We start from the raw sequence: 18,829 nt of genomic DNA on the forward strand, positions 1-18,829 counted from the left end.
TTTCGTTTTTTCGCTCTTTATTTACTCACCTTTTTTTAATTGTAAATTAGGTGTTCGTGATGTGCTTCGCAGTTCTTGATTACAGTCGATATAAAGAAGCCTCGAATAAATGTCATCCCATCTTCTTTACAAACATAGGATGACAGTGAGCGAAGAATGAAAGCCTAGTGGGAATGGATTCCGAGACAAGCACGGAATGACATAGATTTGGAGTGCCCAGTGGGGATGGATTCCGCAACAAGTGCGGAATGACAGGTGGATGGATTCCGTGACACGCACGGAATGACATTTTGGTGGGAAAGGAGGTTGAAGTGGGCGATTAATACTTCGGGTTATCTCGGTCGAAAGTGGTCTGGAGATAACTCCGATACCATTATTTTTATTAAAAGTTCTTGATCTATTTTTCAATTCGCAAATAACTTTTGAGAATAATCTGTTTTATGCTCGTTAAAAAACCAGTCTGTTATGTGCTGATATGCTTTAATGATTGCCTAGGTTTGTAGGTGTTTTAAAAATAATTTATCTGTAATTAATACATTATGAGGCTAGTTAAATCTTCCTTGGTGTCGTCGCTGTTGTTGTCGGCATTATTCTTTGTTTCCTGCAGTAAGACGACGGTGTTTAATATGAGTGATTTTGGTCTGAAGGCCGAACCTGGGTTTGATAATTCTCGTCTTTTGGCTAATGCTTTAAAGGAAATTGCCGAGACTTCTAAACCGGGAAAAGAGATCGTTATCAACTTTGACGAGGGACGTTATGAGTTTTTTCCCGAAACGGCCGATACTACCTTGTATTTTATTTCGAATCACGACCAGGTAAAGACGAGGCGTACTGCTTTTAATTTTGATGGATTAAAACAGGTTACCCTCGACGGAGGAAATTCCTCCTTCATCTTTCATGGAAGAATGTTGCCCATGGCTGTTTCAGCATGTGATGGTATCACTTTAAAAAATTTTTCCATAGATTTTGAAAATCCGCATATTGCTCAGGCTACTATAGTCGAGAATGATACCATTAATAAAAGCATTACCTATGAGTTGGCACCCTGGGTGTCTTATAGTGTAAAGGATAGTGTCTTATTCACTAAGGGAAGGGGCTGGGAGCATACGCCTGGAGCAGGAATCCCTTTTGAAAAAGATACCAAAAGAATTCTTTATCAGACCGGTGATATTCGCATGGGTGTAAAAGGAGTTGTTGAGGTTTCACCTCATTTGATCAAAGCTCCCTGGGATGACGCGCGTTTAGTTCCGGGAACCGTGATTGTAATGCGCACCTGGAATCGACCTTCACCGGGAATTTTTGTCCAATACAGCAATGACGTCTCTTTAGATGGGGTTACGGTGCATTATGCAGAGGGTATGGGGTTGTTAGCTCAAATGACAGCGAATATCAATCTTAATAATTTTAATGTTGCGTTAAGAGGCGATGATGATCCGAGGTATTTTACGACCCAGGCGGATGCAACGCATTTTTCGGGATGCAAGGGGGTGATTATCTCTAAGAATGGTTTGTATGAAAATATGATGGACGACGCTATTAATGTACATGGCACCTATTTAAAAGTTACTAAAAGGGTTTCTGAGAAGATAGTGAATGCTAAATATATGCATTCGCAGGCCTGGGGTTTTGATTGGGGTTATCCGGGAGATGAGGTTCAGTTTGTAAAAGCGAACACGATGGATGTATTGCATGAGAAAACGGCCATTGCTTCTATAAAGCCTTTAGATAGTAAGACGAACCTGGGGGCGAAAGAATTTCAGATCGAATTCAAGGACGTGATTCCACAGGAGATTAACGGCACGGAAGCTTTTGGTATTGAAAACCTCGAATGGACCCCGGAAGTCGTCTTTTCGGACAACATTGTTCGTAACAACAGGGCTCGTGGTGCTTTGTTCAGCACGCCATTAAAAACGGTAGCTGAAAATAATATCTTTGATCATACCTCGGGTACGGCCATATTATTGTGTGGTGATTGTAATGGATGGTATGAGACTGGATCCTGTACCGATGTTACTATTCGAAATAATAAGTTTATCAATGCTCTTACCAGTTATTATCAATTTACCAATGCCGTGATTTCTATATATCCGGAGATTCCAAACCTGAAAGCGCAGGAAAATTATTTTCATGGGGATAAGATCGTTATTGAGAATAATTATTTTGAAACCTTCGACAGTCCGATTCTTTATGCAAAATCTGTTAATGGCATCACCTTTAGAAATAACGTAATAGATACGAACACTGCTTACAGTCCTTTTCATTGGAATAAAGCAAAATTTTTATTCGAGCGGGTCATTAACTACGATATACAGGACAACGATTTTGAGGGGGGATATGATGAGGCAGAGGATCTTATTATAAAGTAGTGTAAGTTAGCGTTTCCGGGTTTTCGGTAGCTGTCGGAATTTAATGGATTCGGTATGTAACGAAAAAGAAACAGCAGGTTAGGGAGCCCTAACCTGCTGTTGTATATATAACCTCTTTATGGCTATTTGAGTTGTAAGCGAACTGTTTCCGGTACCAGTCCGGTATAATCTCCTCCATTTCTTATGACGTCACGAACGATGGAAGAGCTAATGTATGACTTACCAGAGGAGGTAAGTAAAAACACTGTTTCTATTTCTGATAGTTTTCTGTTGGTATGGGCAATGGCTTTTTCAAACTCGAAGTCGGCAGGATTTCGGAGTCCCCTGAGAATAAACTGCGCATCGATCTGTTTGCAGAAATCGACTGTCATGCCTTCGTAGGTCATGACTTTTATTTTGGGCTCATCTTTAAAAGCTTCTTCGATAAATCGTTTGCGTTCATCGAGTGTGAACATATAATTTTTTTCTGCATTTATACCTATGGCAATAATAAGCTCATCGAAAAGGGAAACCCCTCTCATTATGATATCATAATGTCCCAATGTAATCGGATCGAATGATCCTGGGAAAACAGCTCGTTTCATCTGTTTGATTTTTTTAAGTTGTTTAAAGTGAATTTTTTTCAAAATTATTCACCCGTGGAAATTCGTATTTTTCTTCGTGATGTTTTACGTTAAAGATCAATACTTACTTCATTACATAAAGTTACAATTTTTGAATTAAGGCTTCTTCTATGGCGTTTTCGAAGAGCATTGATAAACTGATGCCGGCATGTTCGGCCTGTTGTGGAAGAATGCTTGCTTCTGTTAACCCAGGGGTTGTATTTAATTCTAATAAATAGGGTTCGTTATCTACAAAGATGTATTCGCTTCTGCTAAATCCTTTCATTTTGAGTGTTTGATATACTTTCTTCGCGGTTGCTGCCACTTTCTCCGTCCATTCTTCAGGGATACGAGCCGGGGTGATTTCCTGTGATTTTCCGAGGTACTTGGCTTCGTAATCAAAGAAATCATTTTCAGAAACAATTTCAGTGATCGGCAGGACCTTGATCTCTCCTTTATAGGTGATTACCCCTACAGAAACTTCGGTGCCATCTAAAAAGGATTCTATGATGATTTCATCGTCTTCATTATAGGCGGTTTCAATAGCTGGAGCCAGTTCGTCTTTGGTCATGACCTTTGTGATTCCAAAACTACTTCCGGCTTTATTGGCTTTGACAAAGCATGGTAATCCGACCTTGGCGATGATTTCATCTTCATTGACTTCATCTCCCTCGTTTAGATAATAGGCTTCAGCAGATTTAATACCATAGGGTTTCAGGGTGGAAAGTAAATCGCGCTTATTAAAGGTTAGGGCCGATTGGTAAAAACCACATCCTGTAATAGGTATTCTTAGCAGTTCAAAATAGGCCTGCATATAACCATCTTCTCCGGGAGAACCGTGAATTGCATTAAAGACACAATCAAAGGTGATTCTTATTCCATTAATGGTTACTGAAAAGTCATTTCGATCTACAGGGATCTCAATATTTTCTTCATCTACATATACCCATTTTTCTTTATAGATGTGAATTTTATAAAGGTTGTATTTGTCTTTGTCAAGATAGTTATAAACTACATCTCCACTTTGTAGTGAGATGATATACTCACTCGAGTATCCGCCCATGATAATGGCTATGTTCTTTTGCATGTACCAAAACGATTAATAATACGTTAAACAAAAATATCAATTTATTATTGTAACTATTCATATCAAAACAGTTTTATATATTTCCTAAAATAAAGTTGATATTTGTAGACTAAATTTTACAAATTTGCATTTTATAATAAAAAGCGCCGAAATAAATAGTTTATCTTCGTTTGCCCTTTAAATAACAATTATGAGTTTAATTAAATTTGTTGCCAGTAAGTCATTTTTAAAACAATTAGGTTTGGCTGTTGTAGTTCTGATTCTTTTGGTTTTCGGAATTATGCAATGGTTGAAAGTTTCTACTAATCACGGTGAATATATCGAAGTTCCTGATCTATCTAAAAAGACGATCAATGAGGTGCAACAGGTTTTAGAAGATTCAAATCTTAATTTTGTGGTGTTGGATTCCACTAATTTTAATCCGGCATATCCGCGTTATTCGGTTATTGAACAGAATCCACCTGCGGGAAATAAGGTGAAGGAGGGTAGAAAAATATATTTAACTATAAACCCATCGGGATACCGTAAGGTGAGTGTTCCTAAAGTGATTCAGGAAACGCTTCGTACCGCTACTTCTATTATAAAAGCGGTAGGGTTGGAAGTAGGAGAGGTTACCTATGTGGATAATATCGGGAAGGATATGGTATTGGGTGTTAGATTTGAGGGTAAGGATATTCAGCCTGGAGATTTACTTCCAAAGAAATCGAAGATAGATTTAGTTTGTGGAAACGGTAATAAATAATAGCATGAGGGAAGAGGATCAGCATGAATTGGATAACCAGGATGATGAATTGTATGAGCATTACAGCTTTGACGCCGGAAAGTTATCAACCCCATTACGAGTTGATAAGTTTTTAATGAACTTTATAGAGAATGCTACACGTAATAAAATTCAGCAGGCTGCTAAAAATGGTAATATTCATGTAAACGGTAAACCGGTAAAGCAGAACTATAAGGTTAAGGCTAATGATGTAGTCAAGGTGCTTTTTGAGTATCCTCCCTATGAACATTTGTTGACTCCGGAAGATATTCCTTTGGACATTGTTTATGAAGATGATACTTTGCTGGTGGTGAATAAACCTGCAGGTATGGTGGTACATCCCGGGCATGGTAATTATTCGGGAACCTTAATTAATGCCTTGGTATATCATTTTGACAACTTACCTGCCAACAGTGATAACCGTCCCGGATTGGTGCATAGAATAGATAAGGATACTACCGGACTCCTGGTGATCGCTAAAACTGAGCATGCTTTAAATCACCTGTCGAATCAGTTTGCTGAAAAAACAAGTGAGCGAGAGTATGTTGCCTTGGTTTGGGGTAATGTTAATGAGGATGAAGGTACTGTAGAAGGTCATATTGGACGTCATAAGAAGAACCGTCTTCAAATGGATGTATATGAAGATGGCAGTCATGGAAAGGAAGCTGTAACTCATTATAAAGTGTTGGAGCGATTGGGATACGTTACTTTGGTTTCTTGTAAACTGGAAACGGGTAGAACGCATCAGATCCGTGTACATATGAAGCATATTGGGCATACACTTTTTAATGATGCTCGTTATGGTGGTGATAAAATATTAAAAGGAACTTCGTTTACGAAGTATAAGCAGTTTGTAGAAAATTGTTTTAAAATCCTTCCACGTCAGGCATTGCATGCAAAAACCTTAGGGTTTGAACATCCGGTAACGGGTGAATTTATGCGCTTTGATTCTGAGCTTCCGGAAGATATGGTAGCTTGTCTTGATAAGTGGCGTCATTATGCGAAGCATAAAGATATTGAATAGATAATCATTATTATTAAATAAGATAAAAATTTAAGGAATTCTTCTTAAAAACGGCTTTGAGTCTTAACTTTATCTTCAGTTAAAATGAAGGTTAAAGAACTCATATTATACACTACAAATATTGAAAAGCAACGATCTTTTTATCGGGATACGTTGGAATTTTCATTATTGGCGGATAGTCCGGTTAAAATTTCTTTTCAGGCAGGAAGTAGTGTGTTGAGTTTCGTGGAAGCCTCCACATCAAAGCCTTATCATTTTGCCTTTAATATTCCCCCCTTTAGTGAAAATAAGGCTTTAACCTGGTTGAAGGAGCGGGTCACTTTATTACCTTTTGAGGGTGAGGAAATCATCGATTTTTCGAGTTGGAATGCGAGAGCTTTATATTTTTATGATGCCGATCGTAATATTGTTGAATTCATTGCCCGAAGAAATTTAAATGTAGATAGGATAGCAGATTTTCAAAGTACATGTGTTCTCCATATTAGTGAAGTTGGAATTGCAACCACGGAGATTGAAAGCATCTATTTTATTTTGAATAAACAAAAGGAATTACCGGTTTTCGACGGGTCTTTTGCCAAGTTTTGTGCAGCCGGAGATGAAGAGGGGTTATTTATTTTAGTGAATAAAGATGAAAAAAAATGGTTCCCCACAGGAGACGACATTGCTGTGACCGATCTTCAAGTTGTCGGGGACTATAATTTTGAATATAAAAACGGAATAATTTTAATATCAGATAAGGAATGAAATTAGTTATATCACCAGCAAAGTCACTTGATTTTGAAACGCATGTTCCAACGGCCATAAATTCAGAAGCTTGTTTTCTGGGGGAAGCGGAACGTATCAACAAATTGCTTAAGAAAAAGTCTGCTAAGAGTCTCTCAAAGCTCATGAGTATTTCTGACAGTCTGGGGCAATTGAATTATGAGCGAAATCAAGAATGGAGTTTGCCTTTTACCCCGGATAATGCCCGTCAGGCTGTTTATGCATTTAGCGGAGAGGTTTATCGTGGGATAGATGCTTATGAAATTCCGGAGGAAAAGCTGGATAAATTACAAGATACCGTTCGTATAATTTCTGGTCTTTACGGGATTTTAAAGCCATTAGACCTGATTCAACCTTACCGATTGGAAATGGGGACTAAGTTTCCGGTTGGGAAGAACAAGAATCTATATGAATTCTGGAAGCAAAAAATAACTAAAGCTCTTAACGAGGAGCTGGAGGATGATGAGATGTTTTTGAACCTTGCGAGTAATGAGTATTTTAAGGCCATCGATAAGAAGGCTTTAAAGGTACCTGTGATCACGGCTAATTTTAAGGATTTTAAAAATGGTCAGTATAAAACGATTATGACGTATGCTAAGCAGGCCAGAGGGTATATGACTCGTTATGTTATTGATCATGATGTGGATAGTATTGAAGCCCTGAAGGGTTTTAATTATGAGGGTTATGGTTATAGTGAGGAGATGTCTTCGGAAAATGAATTGATGTTTATACGGTAGTTGGTTGGTATTGTTTTGTGATTGCGTTGTTTATGGATTCCGCAACAAGTGCGGAATGACAGGTGGATGGATTCTGTTATGGTGAGAAGGATAATGATCGGGGTTGCAGTCTCTAAATGTTAAATACCATCCTTCAATGGATCGTCAAACTTTAATTTGTTTCGTTCGTGATGATGGGATGTAATATTATAATCTATTGTTCATTTTTGTCTTGAAACAAAAACGAACCAAAAAATTCAAGACTGTAATAGGAAATTGCTATCGCACCATTCGCTCTCAAAACTACATGCCTGAAACAAGTTTCGCACTTTCGTTTTTTCGCTCATTATTTACTCACCTTTTTTTAATTGTAAATTAGGTGTTCGTGATGTGCTTCGCAGTTCTTGATTACAGTCGATATAAAAGAAACCTCGAATAAATGTCATCCCATCTTCTTTACAAACATAGGATGACAATGAGAGCGAAGAAGGCCTAGTGGGTGATGGATTCCGCAACAAGTGCGGAATGACAGGGGGGTGTGGAAGGACAATGGGTTTGGAGTGCCTAGTGGGAATGGATTCCGCAACAAGTGCGGAATGACAAAATGGATGGATTCCGTGATAAGCAGGGAATGACAAATTTTAGGGTTTTTATAATTTTAATAGTATTTTGGTATAGCATTGTTTACGCATCAACATCCATATGAGCCATTTATCCCTAAGGGGGCTACGAAACTGATCGTGGGTACATTGCCGCCTCCAAGATTTACGACCGGGGAATTCAAAGCCGGGGATGTAGATTTTTGTTATGGGAGTCGTGATGGTTATTTATGGCCTATTCTGGACAGAATTTTTGATTTGAATCTCAGTTTTGAAACTACCGATAAGGCTGTTGAAGAGCGAAAAGCGTTTTTAGTAAAACACAAAATTGGTATATGTGATATCGTAGAGAGGGCCTATAGAGCGAAAGTAGATGCTTCTGATTTGGGGATGCAGGATATCGAGTTGCGTGATTTACTGGGGATCTTAAAAGTCCATGAAGTGATTGATACGTTATTGTTTATGGGCGGTAATAGTAAGAATGGACCCGAATATTTTTTTAGAAAACATTTGAAAGGTACTGGTAAGGTGTTGCATGAGGTTTCAGGGGATGTGCCCAGAATACATAATCTTCAATTGGGAAAGAGGATAATCAAAACGGTTTCATTGATTTCTCCTTCGGGTGCAGCGAACAGGGCTGTGGGATCATTGCAAGATTATAAACGCATGAAAAAAGAAAACCCTGAAATCAATACACTTGACTTCAGGGTTGTTCAATATGCCAAGTATTTCAGAGGTTAAGCCTTCTGATTTACTTTTTCACTTTTTACCGGGTCTGGTTTTACTTTGAATTTGCTTCTTCGAGGGCGCAGTCTTCCATAAGACCCGATATGGATTTTGCCCCGTTTCGTTTTCTTATCTCCTTTACCCATTTTATAAATTATTATTGGTTTAGCTACAATTTAATAAAATAGGTAATTGAAGTCAAATTATTAACGAATAGACTTTACAAATTCTTCGATTCCATCAATTCCTTTACTGTTCAGGGTCTTTATAAAGGCAGATCCGATAATGGCTCCTTTTGCTAATTTCGTGGCAGCATTAAAGGTATCTTTATTACTAATTCCAAATCCTACAATTTGAGGATTTTTAAGTTGGAGTTGATCGACACGCTCAAAATATTGCGTCTGCACATTACCAAAGGTGTTTTTGGCACCGGTAACACTGGCAGAGCTTACCATGTAGATAAAACCGTCTGAAACTGAATCAATAAAACGAATTCGTTCGTCTGAGGTTTGTGGTGTAATAAGGAAGACATTGGAGAGTCCGTATTTTTCAAATAGGGTTTTGTATTCTTCTTCATAAACATCTACGGGAAGATCGGGTATAATGAGGCCGTCAATACCTATTTCTGCACATTTGGCGCAAAATGCTTCTACACCATACTGCATCATGGGATTGAAGTAACCCATTATGATCAGTGGAATATGTACCGTTTCTCTAATGTCTTTTAGTTGTTCGAACAGTTTTTTGGTCGTCATCCCATTTTTCAGAGCTTTGGTAGAGCTTTCCTGAATGGTTGGTCCGTCGGCAAGCGGGTCACTAAATGGTAATCCGATTTCTATCATATCGACCCCGTTGTTTTGTAATCGCTCAATAATCGGAACGGTATCTTCCAGGTCGGGATAACCTGCCGTGAAATATATAGAGAGTAACTTCTTGTCTTCTTCTAACTTTTTATGAATTCTATTCATTTTTATACGTATTGGGTATTGATCATTGATTTTTGAACCTCATGATAAACATGAGTGTTCTTCTTTATAAACCAAAGTAATCAATGTATGTATTTAAATCTTTGTCTCCTCTTCCTGATAGTGCTACCACTATGATATCATCAGGTTTAAATTTTGTGTTCTCGAAAATGGCAAGTGCATGGCTGGTTTCGATGGCAGGGATAATACCTTCCAACTTGCATAATTCCAGACCTGCCTTCATGGCATCTGCATCGGTAATAGCTTTAAATTCGGCTCTGCCTGTTGCGTACAAATGAGAATGCATAGGTCCGACGCCCGGATAATCCAAACCTGCAGAAATTGAATAAGGCTCTGTTATTTGTCCGTCGTCTGTTTGCATTAACAAAGTTTTACACCCATGAATGATTCCTTTATGGCCTAGTACTGAGGTTGCAGCACTTTCTCCTGAATGAACTCCTTTTCCGGCTGCTTCGACTGCAATGATACCTACTTCTTCTTCGTCTAAGAAGTGGTAAAAGGTACCGGCTGCATTACTTCCTCCACCAATACATGCTACCACGTAATCGGGATTTTCGCGACCTTCTTTTTCTTTCAGCTGGGTTTTAATTTCAGCTGAAATTACGCTTTGAAAGCGGGTTACCATGTCTGGATACGGATGGGGTCCGATTGCAGAACCGATAATATAATGGGTGTTCACCGGATTGTTGATCCAATCACGGATCGCTTCATTGGTAGCGTCCTTCAGGGTACGGCTTCCTGATAATGCCGGACGTACTTCGGCTCCAAGCATTTTCATACGCGCCACATTGGGTGCTTGTCTTGCAATATCAATTTCTCCCATATAGACAATACACTCCAATCCCATTAAGGCACACACGGTAGCCGTTGCTACGCCGTGCTGACCAGCCCCGGTTTCTGCAATAATACGGGTTTTACCCAGTCGCTTTGCCATGAGGATTTGTCCGATGGTATTATTGATTTTATGTGCACCGGTATGGTTGAGGTCTTCTCTTTTTAGATAAATTTTTGCTCCATACTTTTCAGACATTCGCTTAGCGAAGTACAGGGGTGACGGGCGACCAACGTAATCTTTTAATAATTGATTGAATTCTTCTTTAAATGAAGGTTCATCCATTACTTTTAAATACTGTTGACGCAACTCTTCTACATTCGGATACAGCATTTCAGGAATAAATGCTCCTCCGAACTCTCCATAATATCCTTTTTCGTTAACGTGATAACTCATTGCTTTGTGTTTTCATTTTGGTGGCTTTTTAAGAAGTCACCTAATTTATCTTTAAATTGTTTTAGTTGTTCTATGTTTTTTTGTCCGGGAGCAATTTCAAATTTGCTATTCACATCGATGGCATAGCAATATTTTGACTCCTCTCTGCCAAGAAATGACAGTACCTCGTCAATTTCATTCAGACCGATTCCTCCGCTTAGGAAGTAGGGTTTTTGTGAGGGGTATTGTTTTAAAACCGACCAATCGAAGGTATAGCCGTTGCCCCCCGGCAGTTTTCCTTTTGTGTCAAAAAGAAAGTAATCGACATAAGGTTCATAGGCCTTCAGGACATTAAAATCGAAAGTGTCTTTTATGGAAAATACCTTGATGAGGGAAGGTGCTCCTGACTTGCTTTCGGATGCGAGTTTGTTTTTTAACTCTTTACAAAATTCGGGAGTTTCGTTACCGTGAAGTTGGATTGCATTGAGTTCATATTCATTGATTTTATTTGAAATATATGCTTCTGATGCATCAACAAATACTCCGACTTTTTGAATGTTATCAGAAAAATTAGGTATTGATCTATCGAAATACCTGGAAGATTTACTATAAAAAATATAGCCAAGATAGTCTGGTTGCAAAGCAGCAACGGCTGTCATGTTATCCGGATATTTCATTCCACAAACTTTCAGTTTCATTTCTCAAGGGCTTTAATAAATTCATAGGCACTTTGGCCAGGGTTTTCGGTTTTCATAAAGTTTTCCCCGATTAAAAATCCTTGATAGCCATACTCCTGTAATTCTTTGATGGGTTCGATCGCGCTGATACCGCTTTCTGAAACCTTCACAAATTCATCAGGGATTAAAGCGGATAGCTTTTTACTGGTTTCAATAGTGACATCGAAGGTTTTAAGGTTTCGGTTGTTTACACCGAGCATGTCAAGGGTAGGCATGATGGATTTATGTAATTCTTCTTCATTATGAACTTCTAAAAGAACATCTAATCCCAGGTCTTTAGCGAGCTTAGAAAGTGTTGATATTTCATTTCTATTCAGGATGGCCGCAATCAGAAGAATAACATCTGCACCATGGGCTTTGGCTTCAATAAGCTGGTATTCGTCGATAATGAATTCTTTTCTTAGCAAAGGAGTGTTTACTGATGCCCGGGCTAATAAGAGGTCGTCCAGGGATCCTCCGAAATATTTACCATCGGTAAGAACGGACATTCCGCATACGCCCGCATTACTATAGCCTTCAGCAACTTCAGCGACACTAACTTTTTGGTTAATAACGGATTTAGAAGGTGAGCGTCTTTTGTGTTCGGCTATAATTCCGGTTTTACTCGTTTTGAGAAGTGTTGCCAGCGAATTACATGGTCTTTCGAATAGCACTGATGCTTCCAGTTGCCAAACAGGAATCAGGCGCTTTTTCAAATCGACTTCCTTTCTTTTATCAATGACTATTTTGTCTAATATATTCATGTGTTGTTGTTATTATTGACTTCCGACTCCTATCACTTACTTAATTCTTGCAGGGTCTTCAAAACCTTTAATCCATTTCCGGCCATCAAGCTTTCTTTTGCCGTATGAAAACCTTCAACAGGTGATAGGTCGTTTACCGTTGCAATGGCCATACCAGCATTGGCACATACCACATTGTTTTGTGCTTCGGTTCCTTTACCTTCAAGGATGTTCATGAAGATTTTAGCTGATTCTTCGATGCTGCCACCACCATAGATGTCGGATGCTGCCACGGCATTTACTTCAAAGTCTTCAGGGGTGATCATTTTCTCTGTTTGGTTTCCGATCGCTTTAGTGGCTCCTGTTAATGAAATTTCATCATATCCATCGAGGGCATGAATGATATTGTATTTTTTATCGGTGTTTTGATAGAGGTAACTATACATTCTTGCCAGTTCTAAATTGAAAACCCCTAATAATTGATTTTTAGGGAATGAAGGATTCACCATGGGGCCCAGCATGTTAAAAAAGGTTTTCACGGCTAGTTCTCTGCGTATAGGAGCTACGTTTTTCATAGCGGGGTGAAAGAGCGGAGCGTGTAATATGGTAATCCCGGCCTGATCTACAGATCTTTTTATGAAATCCTGATCGCTTGTGAATTTAATACCCAGGTATTCCATTACGTTACTGGATCCACATTTGGAGGACACCCCATAATTACCGTGTTTAGCTACTTTAATACCTGCACCAGCAGTGATAAAAGAGGATAGGGTCGAAATGTTAAAGGTGTCTTTTCCGTCGCCGCCTGTCCCTACAATATCAATGGTATTAAATTCGCTGAGGTCGACTGGAACACAAAGTTCCAATAGTGCATCACGAAATCCTTCCAGTTCTTCGATGGTAATGCTACGCATCATATAAACGGTTAGAAAGGCTGCAATCTGACTGGTGTTGTATGCTCCTTTGGAAATGTTTACCAGTACATTTTTAGCTTCACCTTTTGAAATGGTTTCGTGGTTAATAAGTCGGTTTAGTATTTCTTTCATGTTTTCTTCATTATCATCCCATAGTTACTATGGGTATATTCTGTTTTGTTTAAGCTTATCGGGGTTCCTTTTTCAGCAATAATTAACAGGAAACCGTTGTTAAGACTTTACCCAGTTTTCCAGTATTTTTTTACCATGAGGCGTTAGAACCGACTCAGGATGGTATTGGACTCCTGAGACATCGTATTCGATATGTCTTAATGACATTACTTGTCCGTTTTCATCATAAGATGTTGGTTTCAGTACATCGGGCAGATTAGGGTCAACTACCCAGCTATGATATCGACCTGCTTCAAACTCTTTGGGAAGGTCATTAAAAAGCAGATCATCTTCGACTACGGTGACTTTGGTAGACACCCCGTGATATACTTTATCGAGGTTGATTAATTTTCCTCCAAAAACCTCTCCTATGGCTTGCATTCCCAGGCATACTCCAAAGATACTTTTTGTGGGAGCATATTTTTTTATGATTGATTTCAAAAGCCCTGCTTCATCGGGTATACCCGGTCCTGGTGATAAAACAATTTTTTCGAAGGGTTCTACTTCTTCCAGGGTAAGCTGATCATTTCGTTTTACGATTACTTCACAATCGAGGTCCTCCAGGTAGTGTACCAGGTTGTAAGTAAAACTATCGTAATTATCGATGACTAATATCTTTTTCATTTGAATGTGTATTCAGTAGTTGTGTTAAATGCTTTCTGCCATATCGAGTGCTTTGTTCAGGGCACCAAGTTTGTTATAGACTTCTTGTAATTCGCTTTCAGGGTTGGATGCTGAAACGAGTCCGGCGCCTGCCTGATAGTGTAATTCGTGATTTTTACTTAGAAATGTTCTGATCATGATGGCATGATTAAAGTTGCCGTGAAAATCCATAAAGCCAATAGCTCCTCCATAGAAGTTTCTGTTGATGGTTTCATACTTATCTATGAGTTGCAGTGCCATATGTTTTGGTGCTCCACTTAAGGTTCCTGCCGGAAATGTATCGGCTACGACTTGCATAGTCGGGGTATCTGGTTTTTTCTTTGCAGTAACCTTGGAAACCAGGTGAATGACATGCGAAAAGAATTGAACTTCTCGGTATGTTTCAACTTTTACGTTATTTCCGTGTCGGCTCAGGTCGTTTCTGGCAAGGTCAACAAGCATGACATGTTCGCTGTTCTCCTTTTCGTCCTTAGCCAGCTTTTTGGCTAATTCAGAATCTTTTTCATCATTCCCGGTACGTTTGAAGGTACCTGCTATCGGATGAATTTCGGCTTTATTACCTTTTATGACCAGTTGTGCTTCCGGAGAGCTTCCGAAGATTTTAAAGTTTCCGTAATCGAAGTAAAACAGGTAAGGGGAAGGGTTAATACTTCTCAAGGCTCGGTAAACGTTAAATTCATCTCCTTTAAATTTTTGTGAGAAACGCTTACTTAGCACCAGTTGAAATACATCGCCACGGGCACAATGTTTTTTGGCTAGTTCTACATGTTCTTTGTATTCATTATCGGTAAGGTTTGAAACCGGGTCACCTTCTTTATTGAAGTTATAGGTTGCAAAGTTCTTCGAACTTAACAGTTGTTCTATTTGCGGGATGTTATTTTCTGAATTGTAACAATGAGCAAATATATAGGCCTCATTTTTAAAATGGTTGATAGCTATGATGTTTTGATAAATAGCATAATAGATATCTGGGATATTGAGGTGGTCTTCTTTTTGCGTAATATCGACTTGTTCGAAGTAACGAACGGCATCGTGAGCTATATATCCGAACAGTCCGTTATTTATAAATTTGAATCCGTTTTTTTCTGCTTTGAATTGTTGCGCAAACTCTTCTATGGCCTGCGGGACATTTATTTGCTTGTCGATTGCTATTTCTTCGCTTGTGCCGTCCGGGTATTGTTTGGTAATGATTTCATTGGCCACATTAATCGAGGCAATCGGATTGAAGCATATATATGAAAAACTATTATCGTTAGCATGATAGTCGCTACTTTCGAGCAAGATACTATTTGGGTATCGATCTCTTATTTTAAGGTAGACACTCACCGGGGTAATGGTATCGGCAAGTATTTGTTTGTAATGCGTTGTTAAGTTATATGTTTTCATGTGGTTTAATGAATTTCAAATGTTTTTAAAATCAAAAAAGGCTTGTCGTGTTTGACAAGCCTTTTTGTATATTAAGTTTTAATTTATACTATAGCGGTGCCTCTCACGACGTCTGACGTAAGTTGATCCACCACCAAGTATTGTTTAAAATATTGTTCATTCTCGTTTTGAATATGGGGTCAAATATAGAAATGAAATTTTAATTTTCAAACGGGTTTTAAAAAAATAACAAAAGAAGTATGAAGCTGTTACAAAAAGAGAAAGCTCCACTATACGAATAAAGTGAAGCTTTCAAACCAACCACCTTTGATTGTCTAGAACTCTAAATCAACAACCAAGTCAAATTCGTCATATATGGTTTTATCTCCCAGGTTGTCAAAAAAGCTACCTGAACCATACTTAACATTGTATTTACTTCTGTCTATTTTAAGGGTTGCAGTTGCTTTGCTGCCATAAACAGATACATCGAAGGTTACGGGGTTTGTAATTCCTTTTATCGTCAGGTCTCCGGTAACTTCGTATGAGTTTTTACCAGTAGCCTTTACATTTTTAAATACTAAAGTAGAGGTCGGGTGATTTTCAACACCGAAGAAATCATCTGATTTTAAGTGTCCGTCTAATTTTGTTTTCCATTCTCCTTCAAGGTCGGTAGACTCTATGGTAGTCATATTAACTACAAATTCTCCTCCGGTAAGTTTGTCACCGTCGAATTCTAAGTGACCATCCTTTAGTGCTACGGTTCCCTCATGAGAACCGGTAACCTTATATCCTTTCCAGGTTACGGTACTTTTTTCTGCATTTACACTTTTTTTCTCAGTTTCGATTGAATTAGCAGAAGCAGTTCCAACTACTAAAGCTAAGGTAATGGCTAATAAATTTTTCATTTTGTTCGTGTTTTAAATTGTTGTAAATAATTCTGTTTTTGGTTTTCTTACTTTTATATATTCCTGGGTATTGTCATCTTCACTTCTGTAACCTACCGGTGCAATTACGGCTGCGTTTAACCCTTTTTCATTCAGTCCGAGAATTTCATTGAACTTATCTGCTTCAAAGCCTTCCATAGGACATGAGTCTATTTTGAGTTCGGCGGCGGCAGCTAATAGATTACCTAAAGCGATGTAGGTTTGTTTAGAAGTCCAAACTGCCTTCGCGTCTTCAGGAAGACTGTTTACCACCCCATTTATCATTTCGCTAAAACCGTTAAGGCTATCTACCGGAATGTTTCTGGTAGCACTGATATTATTCATATAGGCTTCAGTGTCTTTTGGACTTAAGTTAACCTTATTGGCGAATACAACCAAATGCGATGCGTCAGTTATTTGGGTTTGGTTCCAAGCTGCCGGCTTTAACTTTTCACGGATTTCCTGATCTTCAATGATTAGCACCTGGTATGGTTGTAATCCGTATGATGAAGCGGATAACTGAATAGCTTCCTTTAGTGTTTCTAAATCCTGGGGACTAATTTTCTTTGACGGATCAAATTTTTTAGTCGCATATCTCCATTTAAGATTTTCAATGATATTACTCATGATAATTGTGTTTACTATAATTGTATGTACAAATGTTTATTTAAATTTTTTTATACTCTAAGTTTGTCCAGCAGGTTATTGAGGGTGTTAAGTTCTTCTTTACTTAATTCGACAATTATCTGCTGTTCGGCTTCGCATACTGCTTTATCCATTTCAATTAAAGCGTTCAGTCCATCGTTAGTGATAAAGATCTCTACTTTTCTTCTGTTTTGTTCGCAGGTATGACGTTTTACAAAATTTTTATCAATTAGTTTATCGACCAAACGAGTCGTGTTGCTCATTTTGTGAATCATTCTTTCCTGGATGGTCGAGAGGTTCGCCGGTTTTCCTTTTTGACCTCTGAGTATTCTCAGCACATTGAATTGAGGAGTGGAAACGTCAAATGGTTTAAGTGCATCTGTTATTTTATCACTTATAATATTTGCTGTATAAACCAAATTGACTACCGCTTTTGTGTGGTCAGACATTGTTTCTGTTTTTATGATTTCCTCTATCTTCAATTGTATTGACAAAATTTGTTGGTACAAATGTAATGTAAATATTTGTATATACAAGTGTTGTGGTGATAAATTTTTGTTAAAGAGGTAATGTGTTGATATTCTATGTCTTTATTTTGTAGGTGAGATATAATCAAATTGTGTGCTATTGGCATAAATTAAATTATAGTATTGATGAAAAATGGAGTTGTTTTTTTATTTTTTGTATTTTTAATAGTAAACAAGGGTTTAGGACAATATCAAAACAAGGATGTTGCCATTGCTGATTTGGCGGCTGATGCAAATAGTTTGTCGGTTAAGACTTATAATTTTGATGAATTAGAGCCTTACTTACATATTAAAGATGACAAAATTTACGTTATAAACTTTTGGGCCACCTGGTGTAAGCCATGTGTAGAGGAGTTGCCTGGTTTTGAAAAGATCTTAAAGGAATATAAGGATAAAGATGTGGAGGTAGTGTTGGTGAGTTTAGATTTTCCAACGATGTTGCGAACCAACCTTATTCCTTTTGTCAAAGAACACGATTTACAATCGAAAGTTGTATTGCTGGATGATCCGAAGCAAAACGTATGGATTCCCAAAGTAAATGCTGAATGGAGTGGCGCCATTCCGGCTACGATTATTTATACGAAGGATAAAAGATTGTTTTTTGAGGATACTATGACTTATGAAGCATTGAAAGCGAATATCGACCAGCTTATAAACGAATAACCACATTTTAGATTATGAAGACTTCAATAAAAACCATTTCACTCATTTTATTAGTATTTATAACGAGTGCATTTACGATTAATGATTCGGGGTATGGAATTGGGGATTATGCTACTGATTTCGAATTAAAAAATATCGATGGGAAAAAGGTTTCTTTAAAAGATTATAAAGAAGCCAAGGGTTTCCTGGTAATTTTCACCTGTAATAGTTGTCCGTATGCTGTTGCTTATGAAGATCGCATTATTGCTTTGGACAAGAAATTTAAATCGCTCGGGGTACCTGTTATAGCGATTAACCCGAATAATCCGGAACTTCAACCAAGAGATGGTTTTGATCAAATGAAAAAGAGAGCAGCGAATAAGGGGTTTACTTTTCCTTATTTGTTGGATGAAGAGCAGGATATTTTTCCGCAGTACGGTGCTACCAGAACTCCTCACGTATTTTTATTAGAGAATACTTCTAAAGGATATTTAGTTAGGTATATTGGGGCCATTGATGATAATTATCAAGATGCTTCCCAGGTGGAGACGAAATATGTCGAGGATGCTGTTGAGGCTATGTTGGCAGGTGAGGAAATTAAGATAACAACCACCAAGGCTATTGGCTGTGCGATAAAGGTTTAATAAATAGATAAATGAATTTAATAGATCCGGGATGTAACATC

General features: G+C 38.2%; 21 protein-coding genes. 8 read left to right on the plus strand and 13 right to left on the minus strand.

Annotated elements, in window-relative coordinates; all coding sequences use genetic code 11:
- Window positions 1-539 precede the first annotated feature (539 nt).
- Window positions 540-2,366 (plus strand): right-handed parallel beta-helix repeat-containing protein, encoded by a 1,827-nt coding sequence (locus tag P278_RS01580; protein WP_038261188.1) that lies wholly within the window; start codon window positions 540-542, stop codon window positions 2,364-2,366.
- A gap of 122 nt (window positions 2,367-2,488) precedes the next feature.
- Here the strand turns inward: P278_RS01580 and coaD are convergent, their stop codons facing one another.
- A complete protein-coding gene (gene coaD, locus P278_RS01585) occupies window positions 2,489-2,950 on the minus strand; it encodes a pantetheine-phosphate adenylyltransferase (protein WP_038261190.1) in 462 nt (153 codons plus the stop codon).
- Between the two features lie 121 nt (window positions 2,951-3,071).
- Window positions 3,072-4,055, minus strand: coding sequence for a D-alanine--D-alanine ligase (locus P278_RS01590; RefSeq protein WP_038261194.1), 984 nt, complete (start codon window positions 4,053-4,055; stop codon window positions 3,072-3,074).
- A gap of 190 nt (window positions 4,056-4,245) precedes the next feature.
- On the opposite strand from P278_RS01590, the gene P278_RS01595 reads away from it, so the two are divergent.
- The 5 genes from P278_RS01595 to P278_RS01615 all read left to right on the plus strand — a co-directional run bounded on the left by P278_RS01595 (window position 4,246) and on the right by P278_RS01615 (window position 8,657).
- Window positions 4,246-4,797 (plus strand): PASTA domain-containing protein, encoded by a 552-nt coding sequence (locus tag P278_RS01595; RefSeq protein WP_038261198.1) that lies wholly within the window; start codon window positions 4,246-4,248, stop codon window positions 4,795-4,797.
- Between the two features lie 4 nt (window positions 4,798-4,801).
- Window positions 4,802-5,839: an RluA family pseudouridine synthase gene (locus P278_RS01600; protein ID WP_038261201.1), complete on the plus strand. Its 1,038-nt coding sequence runs from the start codon at window positions 4,802-4,804 to the stop codon at window positions 5,837-5,839.
- 84 nt (window positions 5,840-5,923) lie between these two features.
- On the plus strand, window positions 5,924-6,583 hold the full coding sequence (locus P278_RS01605; RefSeq protein WP_038261204.1) for a VOC family protein: 660 nt from the start codon (window positions 5,924-5,926) through the stop codon (window positions 6,581-6,583).
- Window positions 6,580-7,338 carry a peroxide stress protein YaaA gene (gene yaaA / locus P278_RS01610; protein ID WP_038261208.1) on the plus strand — a complete coding sequence of 253 codons (759 nt, stop codon included), beginning with the start codon at window positions 6,580-6,582 and terminating at the stop codon, window positions 7,336-7,338. The genes P278_RS01605 and yaaA overlap by 4 nt, the downstream gene beginning before the upstream one ends.
- A 659-nt stretch (window positions 7,339-7,997) precedes the next feature.
- Window positions 7,998-8,657, plus strand: a complete 660-nt coding sequence (locus P278_RS01615; RefSeq protein ID WP_038261212.1) for a uracil-DNA glycosylase family protein — start codon at window positions 7,998-8,000, stop codon at window positions 8,655-8,657.
- Here P278_RS01615 and P278_RS16365 read toward each other — a convergent pair.
- The 11 genes from P278_RS16365 to P278_RS01665 all read right to left on the minus strand — a co-directional run bounded on the left by P278_RS16365 (window position 8,654) and on the right by P278_RS01665 (window position 17,424).
- Window positions 8,654-8,788, minus strand: coding sequence for a 30S ribosomal protein THX (locus tag P278_RS16365; RefSeq protein ID WP_074978689.1), 135 nt, complete (start codon window positions 8,786-8,788; stop codon window positions 8,654-8,656). The genes P278_RS01615 and P278_RS16365 overlap by 4 nt on opposite strands.
- 60 nt (window positions 8,789-8,848) lie before the next feature.
- On the minus strand, window positions 8,849-9,610 hold the full coding sequence (gene trpA, locus P278_RS01620; RefSeq protein ID WP_038261215.1) for a tryptophan synthase subunit alpha: 762 nt from the start codon (window positions 9,608-9,610) through the stop codon (window positions 8,849-8,851).
- A 64-nt stretch (window positions 9,611-9,674) separates the two neighbouring features.
- Window positions 9,675-10,856, minus strand: coding sequence for a tryptophan synthase subunit beta (gene trpB, locus P278_RS01625; protein ID WP_038261218.1), 1,182 nt, complete (start codon window positions 10,854-10,856; stop codon window positions 9,675-9,677).
- Window positions 10,853-11,533, minus strand: a complete 681-nt coding sequence (locus tag P278_RS01630; RefSeq protein ID WP_038261222.1) for a phosphoribosylanthranilate isomerase — start codon at window positions 11,531-11,533, stop codon at window positions 10,853-10,855. The genes trpB and P278_RS01630 overlap by 4 nt, the downstream gene beginning before the upstream one ends.
- Window positions 11,530-12,315 carry an indole-3-glycerol phosphate synthase TrpC gene (gene trpC / locus P278_RS01635; protein ID WP_038261225.1) on the minus strand — a complete coding sequence of 262 codons (786 nt, stop codon included), beginning with the start codon at window positions 12,313-12,315 and terminating at the stop codon, window positions 11,530-11,532. Before trpC ends, P278_RS01630 begins: the two co-directional genes overlap by 4 nt.
- Window positions 12,316-12,347: 32 nt before the next feature.
- Window positions 12,348-13,340, minus strand: a complete 993-nt coding sequence (gene trpD / locus P278_RS01640) for an anthranilate phosphoribosyltransferase (protein WP_038261228.1) — start codon at window positions 13,338-13,340, stop codon at window positions 12,348-12,350.
- A gap of 99 nt (window positions 13,341-13,439) precedes the next feature.
- Complete coding sequence (locus P278_RS01645) at window positions 13,440-14,003, minus strand: anthranilate synthase component II (protein ID WP_038261231.1); 564 nt, start codon at window positions 14,001-14,003, stop codon at window positions 13,440-13,442.
- Between the two features lie 24 nt (window positions 14,004-14,027).
- Window positions 14,028-15,428 carry an anthranilate synthase component I family protein gene (locus P278_RS01650; RefSeq protein ID WP_038261234.1) on the minus strand — a complete coding sequence of 467 codons (1,401 nt, stop codon included), beginning with the start codon at window positions 15,426-15,428 and terminating at the stop codon, window positions 14,028-14,030.
- A gap of 314 nt (window positions 15,429-15,742) precedes the next feature.
- Complete coding sequence (locus P278_RS01655) at window positions 15,743-16,312, minus strand: YceI family protein (RefSeq protein ID WP_038261236.1); 570 nt, start codon at window positions 16,310-16,312, stop codon at window positions 15,743-15,745.
- Between the two features lie 12 nt (window positions 16,313-16,324).
- On the minus strand, window positions 16,325-16,957 hold the full coding sequence (locus P278_RS01660) for an NAD(P)H-dependent oxidoreductase (protein ID WP_038261238.1): 633 nt from the start codon (window positions 16,955-16,957) through the stop codon (window positions 16,325-16,327).
- 50 nt (window positions 16,958-17,007) lie between these two features.
- Window positions 17,008-17,424 (minus strand): MarR family winged helix-turn-helix transcriptional regulator, encoded by a 417-nt coding sequence (locus tag P278_RS01665; RefSeq protein WP_235444230.1) that lies wholly within the window; start codon window positions 17,422-17,424, stop codon window positions 17,008-17,010.
- 204 nt (window positions 17,425-17,628) lie between these two features.
- Between P278_RS01665 and P278_RS01670 the strand changes: the two genes are divergently transcribed.
- Both P278_RS01670 and P278_RS01675 read left to right on the plus strand, forming a co-directional pair.
- Window positions 17,629-18,165: a TlpA disulfide reductase family protein gene (locus P278_RS01670; RefSeq protein WP_038261245.1), complete on the plus strand. Its 537-nt coding sequence runs from the start codon at window positions 17,629-17,631 to the stop codon at window positions 18,163-18,165.
- A 14-nt stretch (window positions 18,166-18,179) separates the two neighbouring features.
- On the plus strand, window positions 18,180-18,788 hold the full coding sequence (locus tag P278_RS01675; RefSeq protein WP_038261247.1) for a thioredoxin family protein: 609 nt from the start codon (window positions 18,180-18,182) through the stop codon (window positions 18,786-18,788).
- Window positions 18,789-18,829 lie beyond the last annotated feature (41 nt).

The sequence above is a fragment of the Zhouia amylolytica AD3 genome (assembly GCF_000511935.2).
In the GTDB taxonomy this organism is placed as follows: domain Bacteria; phylum Bacteroidota; class Bacteroidia; order Flavobacteriales; family Flavobacteriaceae; genus Zhouia; species Zhouia amylolytica.

What these genes read in the sequence shown, in the direction of transcription:
- trpB (WP_038261218.1), bottom strand. Translation starts at nt 10,856, where the DNA reads ATGAGTTATCACGTTAACGAAAAAGGATATTATGGAGAGTTCGGAGGA.
- P278_RS01670 (WP_038261245.1), top strand. Translation starts at nt 17,629, where the DNA reads ATGAAAAATGGAGTTGTTTTTTTATTTTTTGTATTTTTAATAGTAAAC.
- P278_RS01590 (WP_038261194.1), bottom strand. Translation starts at nt 4,055, where the DNA reads ATGCAAAAGAACATAGCCATTATCATGGGCGGATACTCGAGTGAGTAT.
- P278_RS01580 (WP_038261188.1), top strand. Translation starts at nt 540, where the DNA reads ATGAGGCTAGTTAAATCTTCCTTGGTGTCGTCGCTGTTGTTGTCGGCA.
- P278_RS01660 (WP_038261238.1), bottom strand. Translation starts at nt 16,957, where the DNA reads ATGAGTAATATCATTGAAAATCTTAAATGGAGATATGCGACTAAAAAA.
- trpD (WP_038261228.1), bottom strand. Translation starts at nt 13,340, where the DNA reads ATGAAAGAAATACTAAACCGACTTATTAACCACGAAACCATTTCAAAA.
- coaD (WP_038261190.1), bottom strand. Translation starts at nt 2,950, where the DNA reads ATGAAACGAGCTGTTTTCCCAGGATCATTCGATCCGATTACATTGGGA.
- P278_RS16365 (WP_074978689.1), bottom strand. Translation starts at nt 8,788, where the DNA reads ATGGGTAAAGGAGATAAGAAAACGAAACGGGGCAAAATCCATATCGGG.
- P278_RS01595 (WP_038261198.1), top strand. Translation starts at nt 4,246, where the DNA reads ATGAGTTTAATTAAATTTGTTGCCAGTAAGTCATTTTTAAAACAATTA.
- P278_RS01630 (WP_038261222.1), bottom strand. Translation starts at nt 11,533, where the DNA reads ATGAAACTGAAAGTTTGTGGAATGAAATATCCGGATAACATGACAGCC.
- P278_RS01645 (WP_038261231.1), bottom strand. Translation starts at nt 14,003, where the DNA reads ATGAAAAAGATATTAGTCATCGATAATTACGATAGTTTTACTTACAAC.
- P278_RS01665 (WP_235444230.1), bottom strand. Translation starts at nt 17,424, where the DNA reads ATGTCTGACCACACAAAAGCGGTAGTCAATTTGGTTTATACAGCAAAT.
- P278_RS01650 (WP_038261234.1), bottom strand. Translation starts at nt 15,428, where the DNA reads ATGAAAACATATAACTTAACAACGCATTACAAACAAATACTTGCCGAT.
- trpC (WP_038261225.1), bottom strand. Translation starts at nt 12,315, where the DNA reads ATGAATATATTAGACAAAATAGTCATTGATAAAAGAAAGGAAGTCGAT.
- P278_RS01600 (WP_038261201.1), top strand. Translation starts at nt 4,802, where the DNA reads ATGAGGGAAGAGGATCAGCATGAATTGGATAACCAGGATGATGAATTG.
- P278_RS01655 (WP_038261236.1), bottom strand. Translation starts at nt 16,312, where the DNA reads ATGAAAAATTTATTAGCCATTACCTTAGCTTTAGTAGTTGGAACTGCT.
- P278_RS01605 (WP_038261204.1), top strand. Translation starts at nt 5,924, where the DNA reads ATGAAGGTTAAAGAACTCATATTATACACTACAAATATTGAAAAGCAA.
- P278_RS01675 (WP_038261247.1), top strand. Translation starts at nt 18,180, where the DNA reads ATGAAGACTTCAATAAAAACCATTTCACTCATTTTATTAGTATTTATA.
- yaaA (WP_038261208.1), top strand. Translation starts at nt 6,580, where the DNA reads ATGAAATTAGTTATATCACCAGCAAAGTCACTTGATTTTGAAACGCAT.
- trpA (WP_038261215.1), bottom strand. Translation starts at nt 9,610, where the DNA reads ATGAATAGAATTCATAAAAAGTTAGAAGAAGACAAGAAGTTACTCTCT.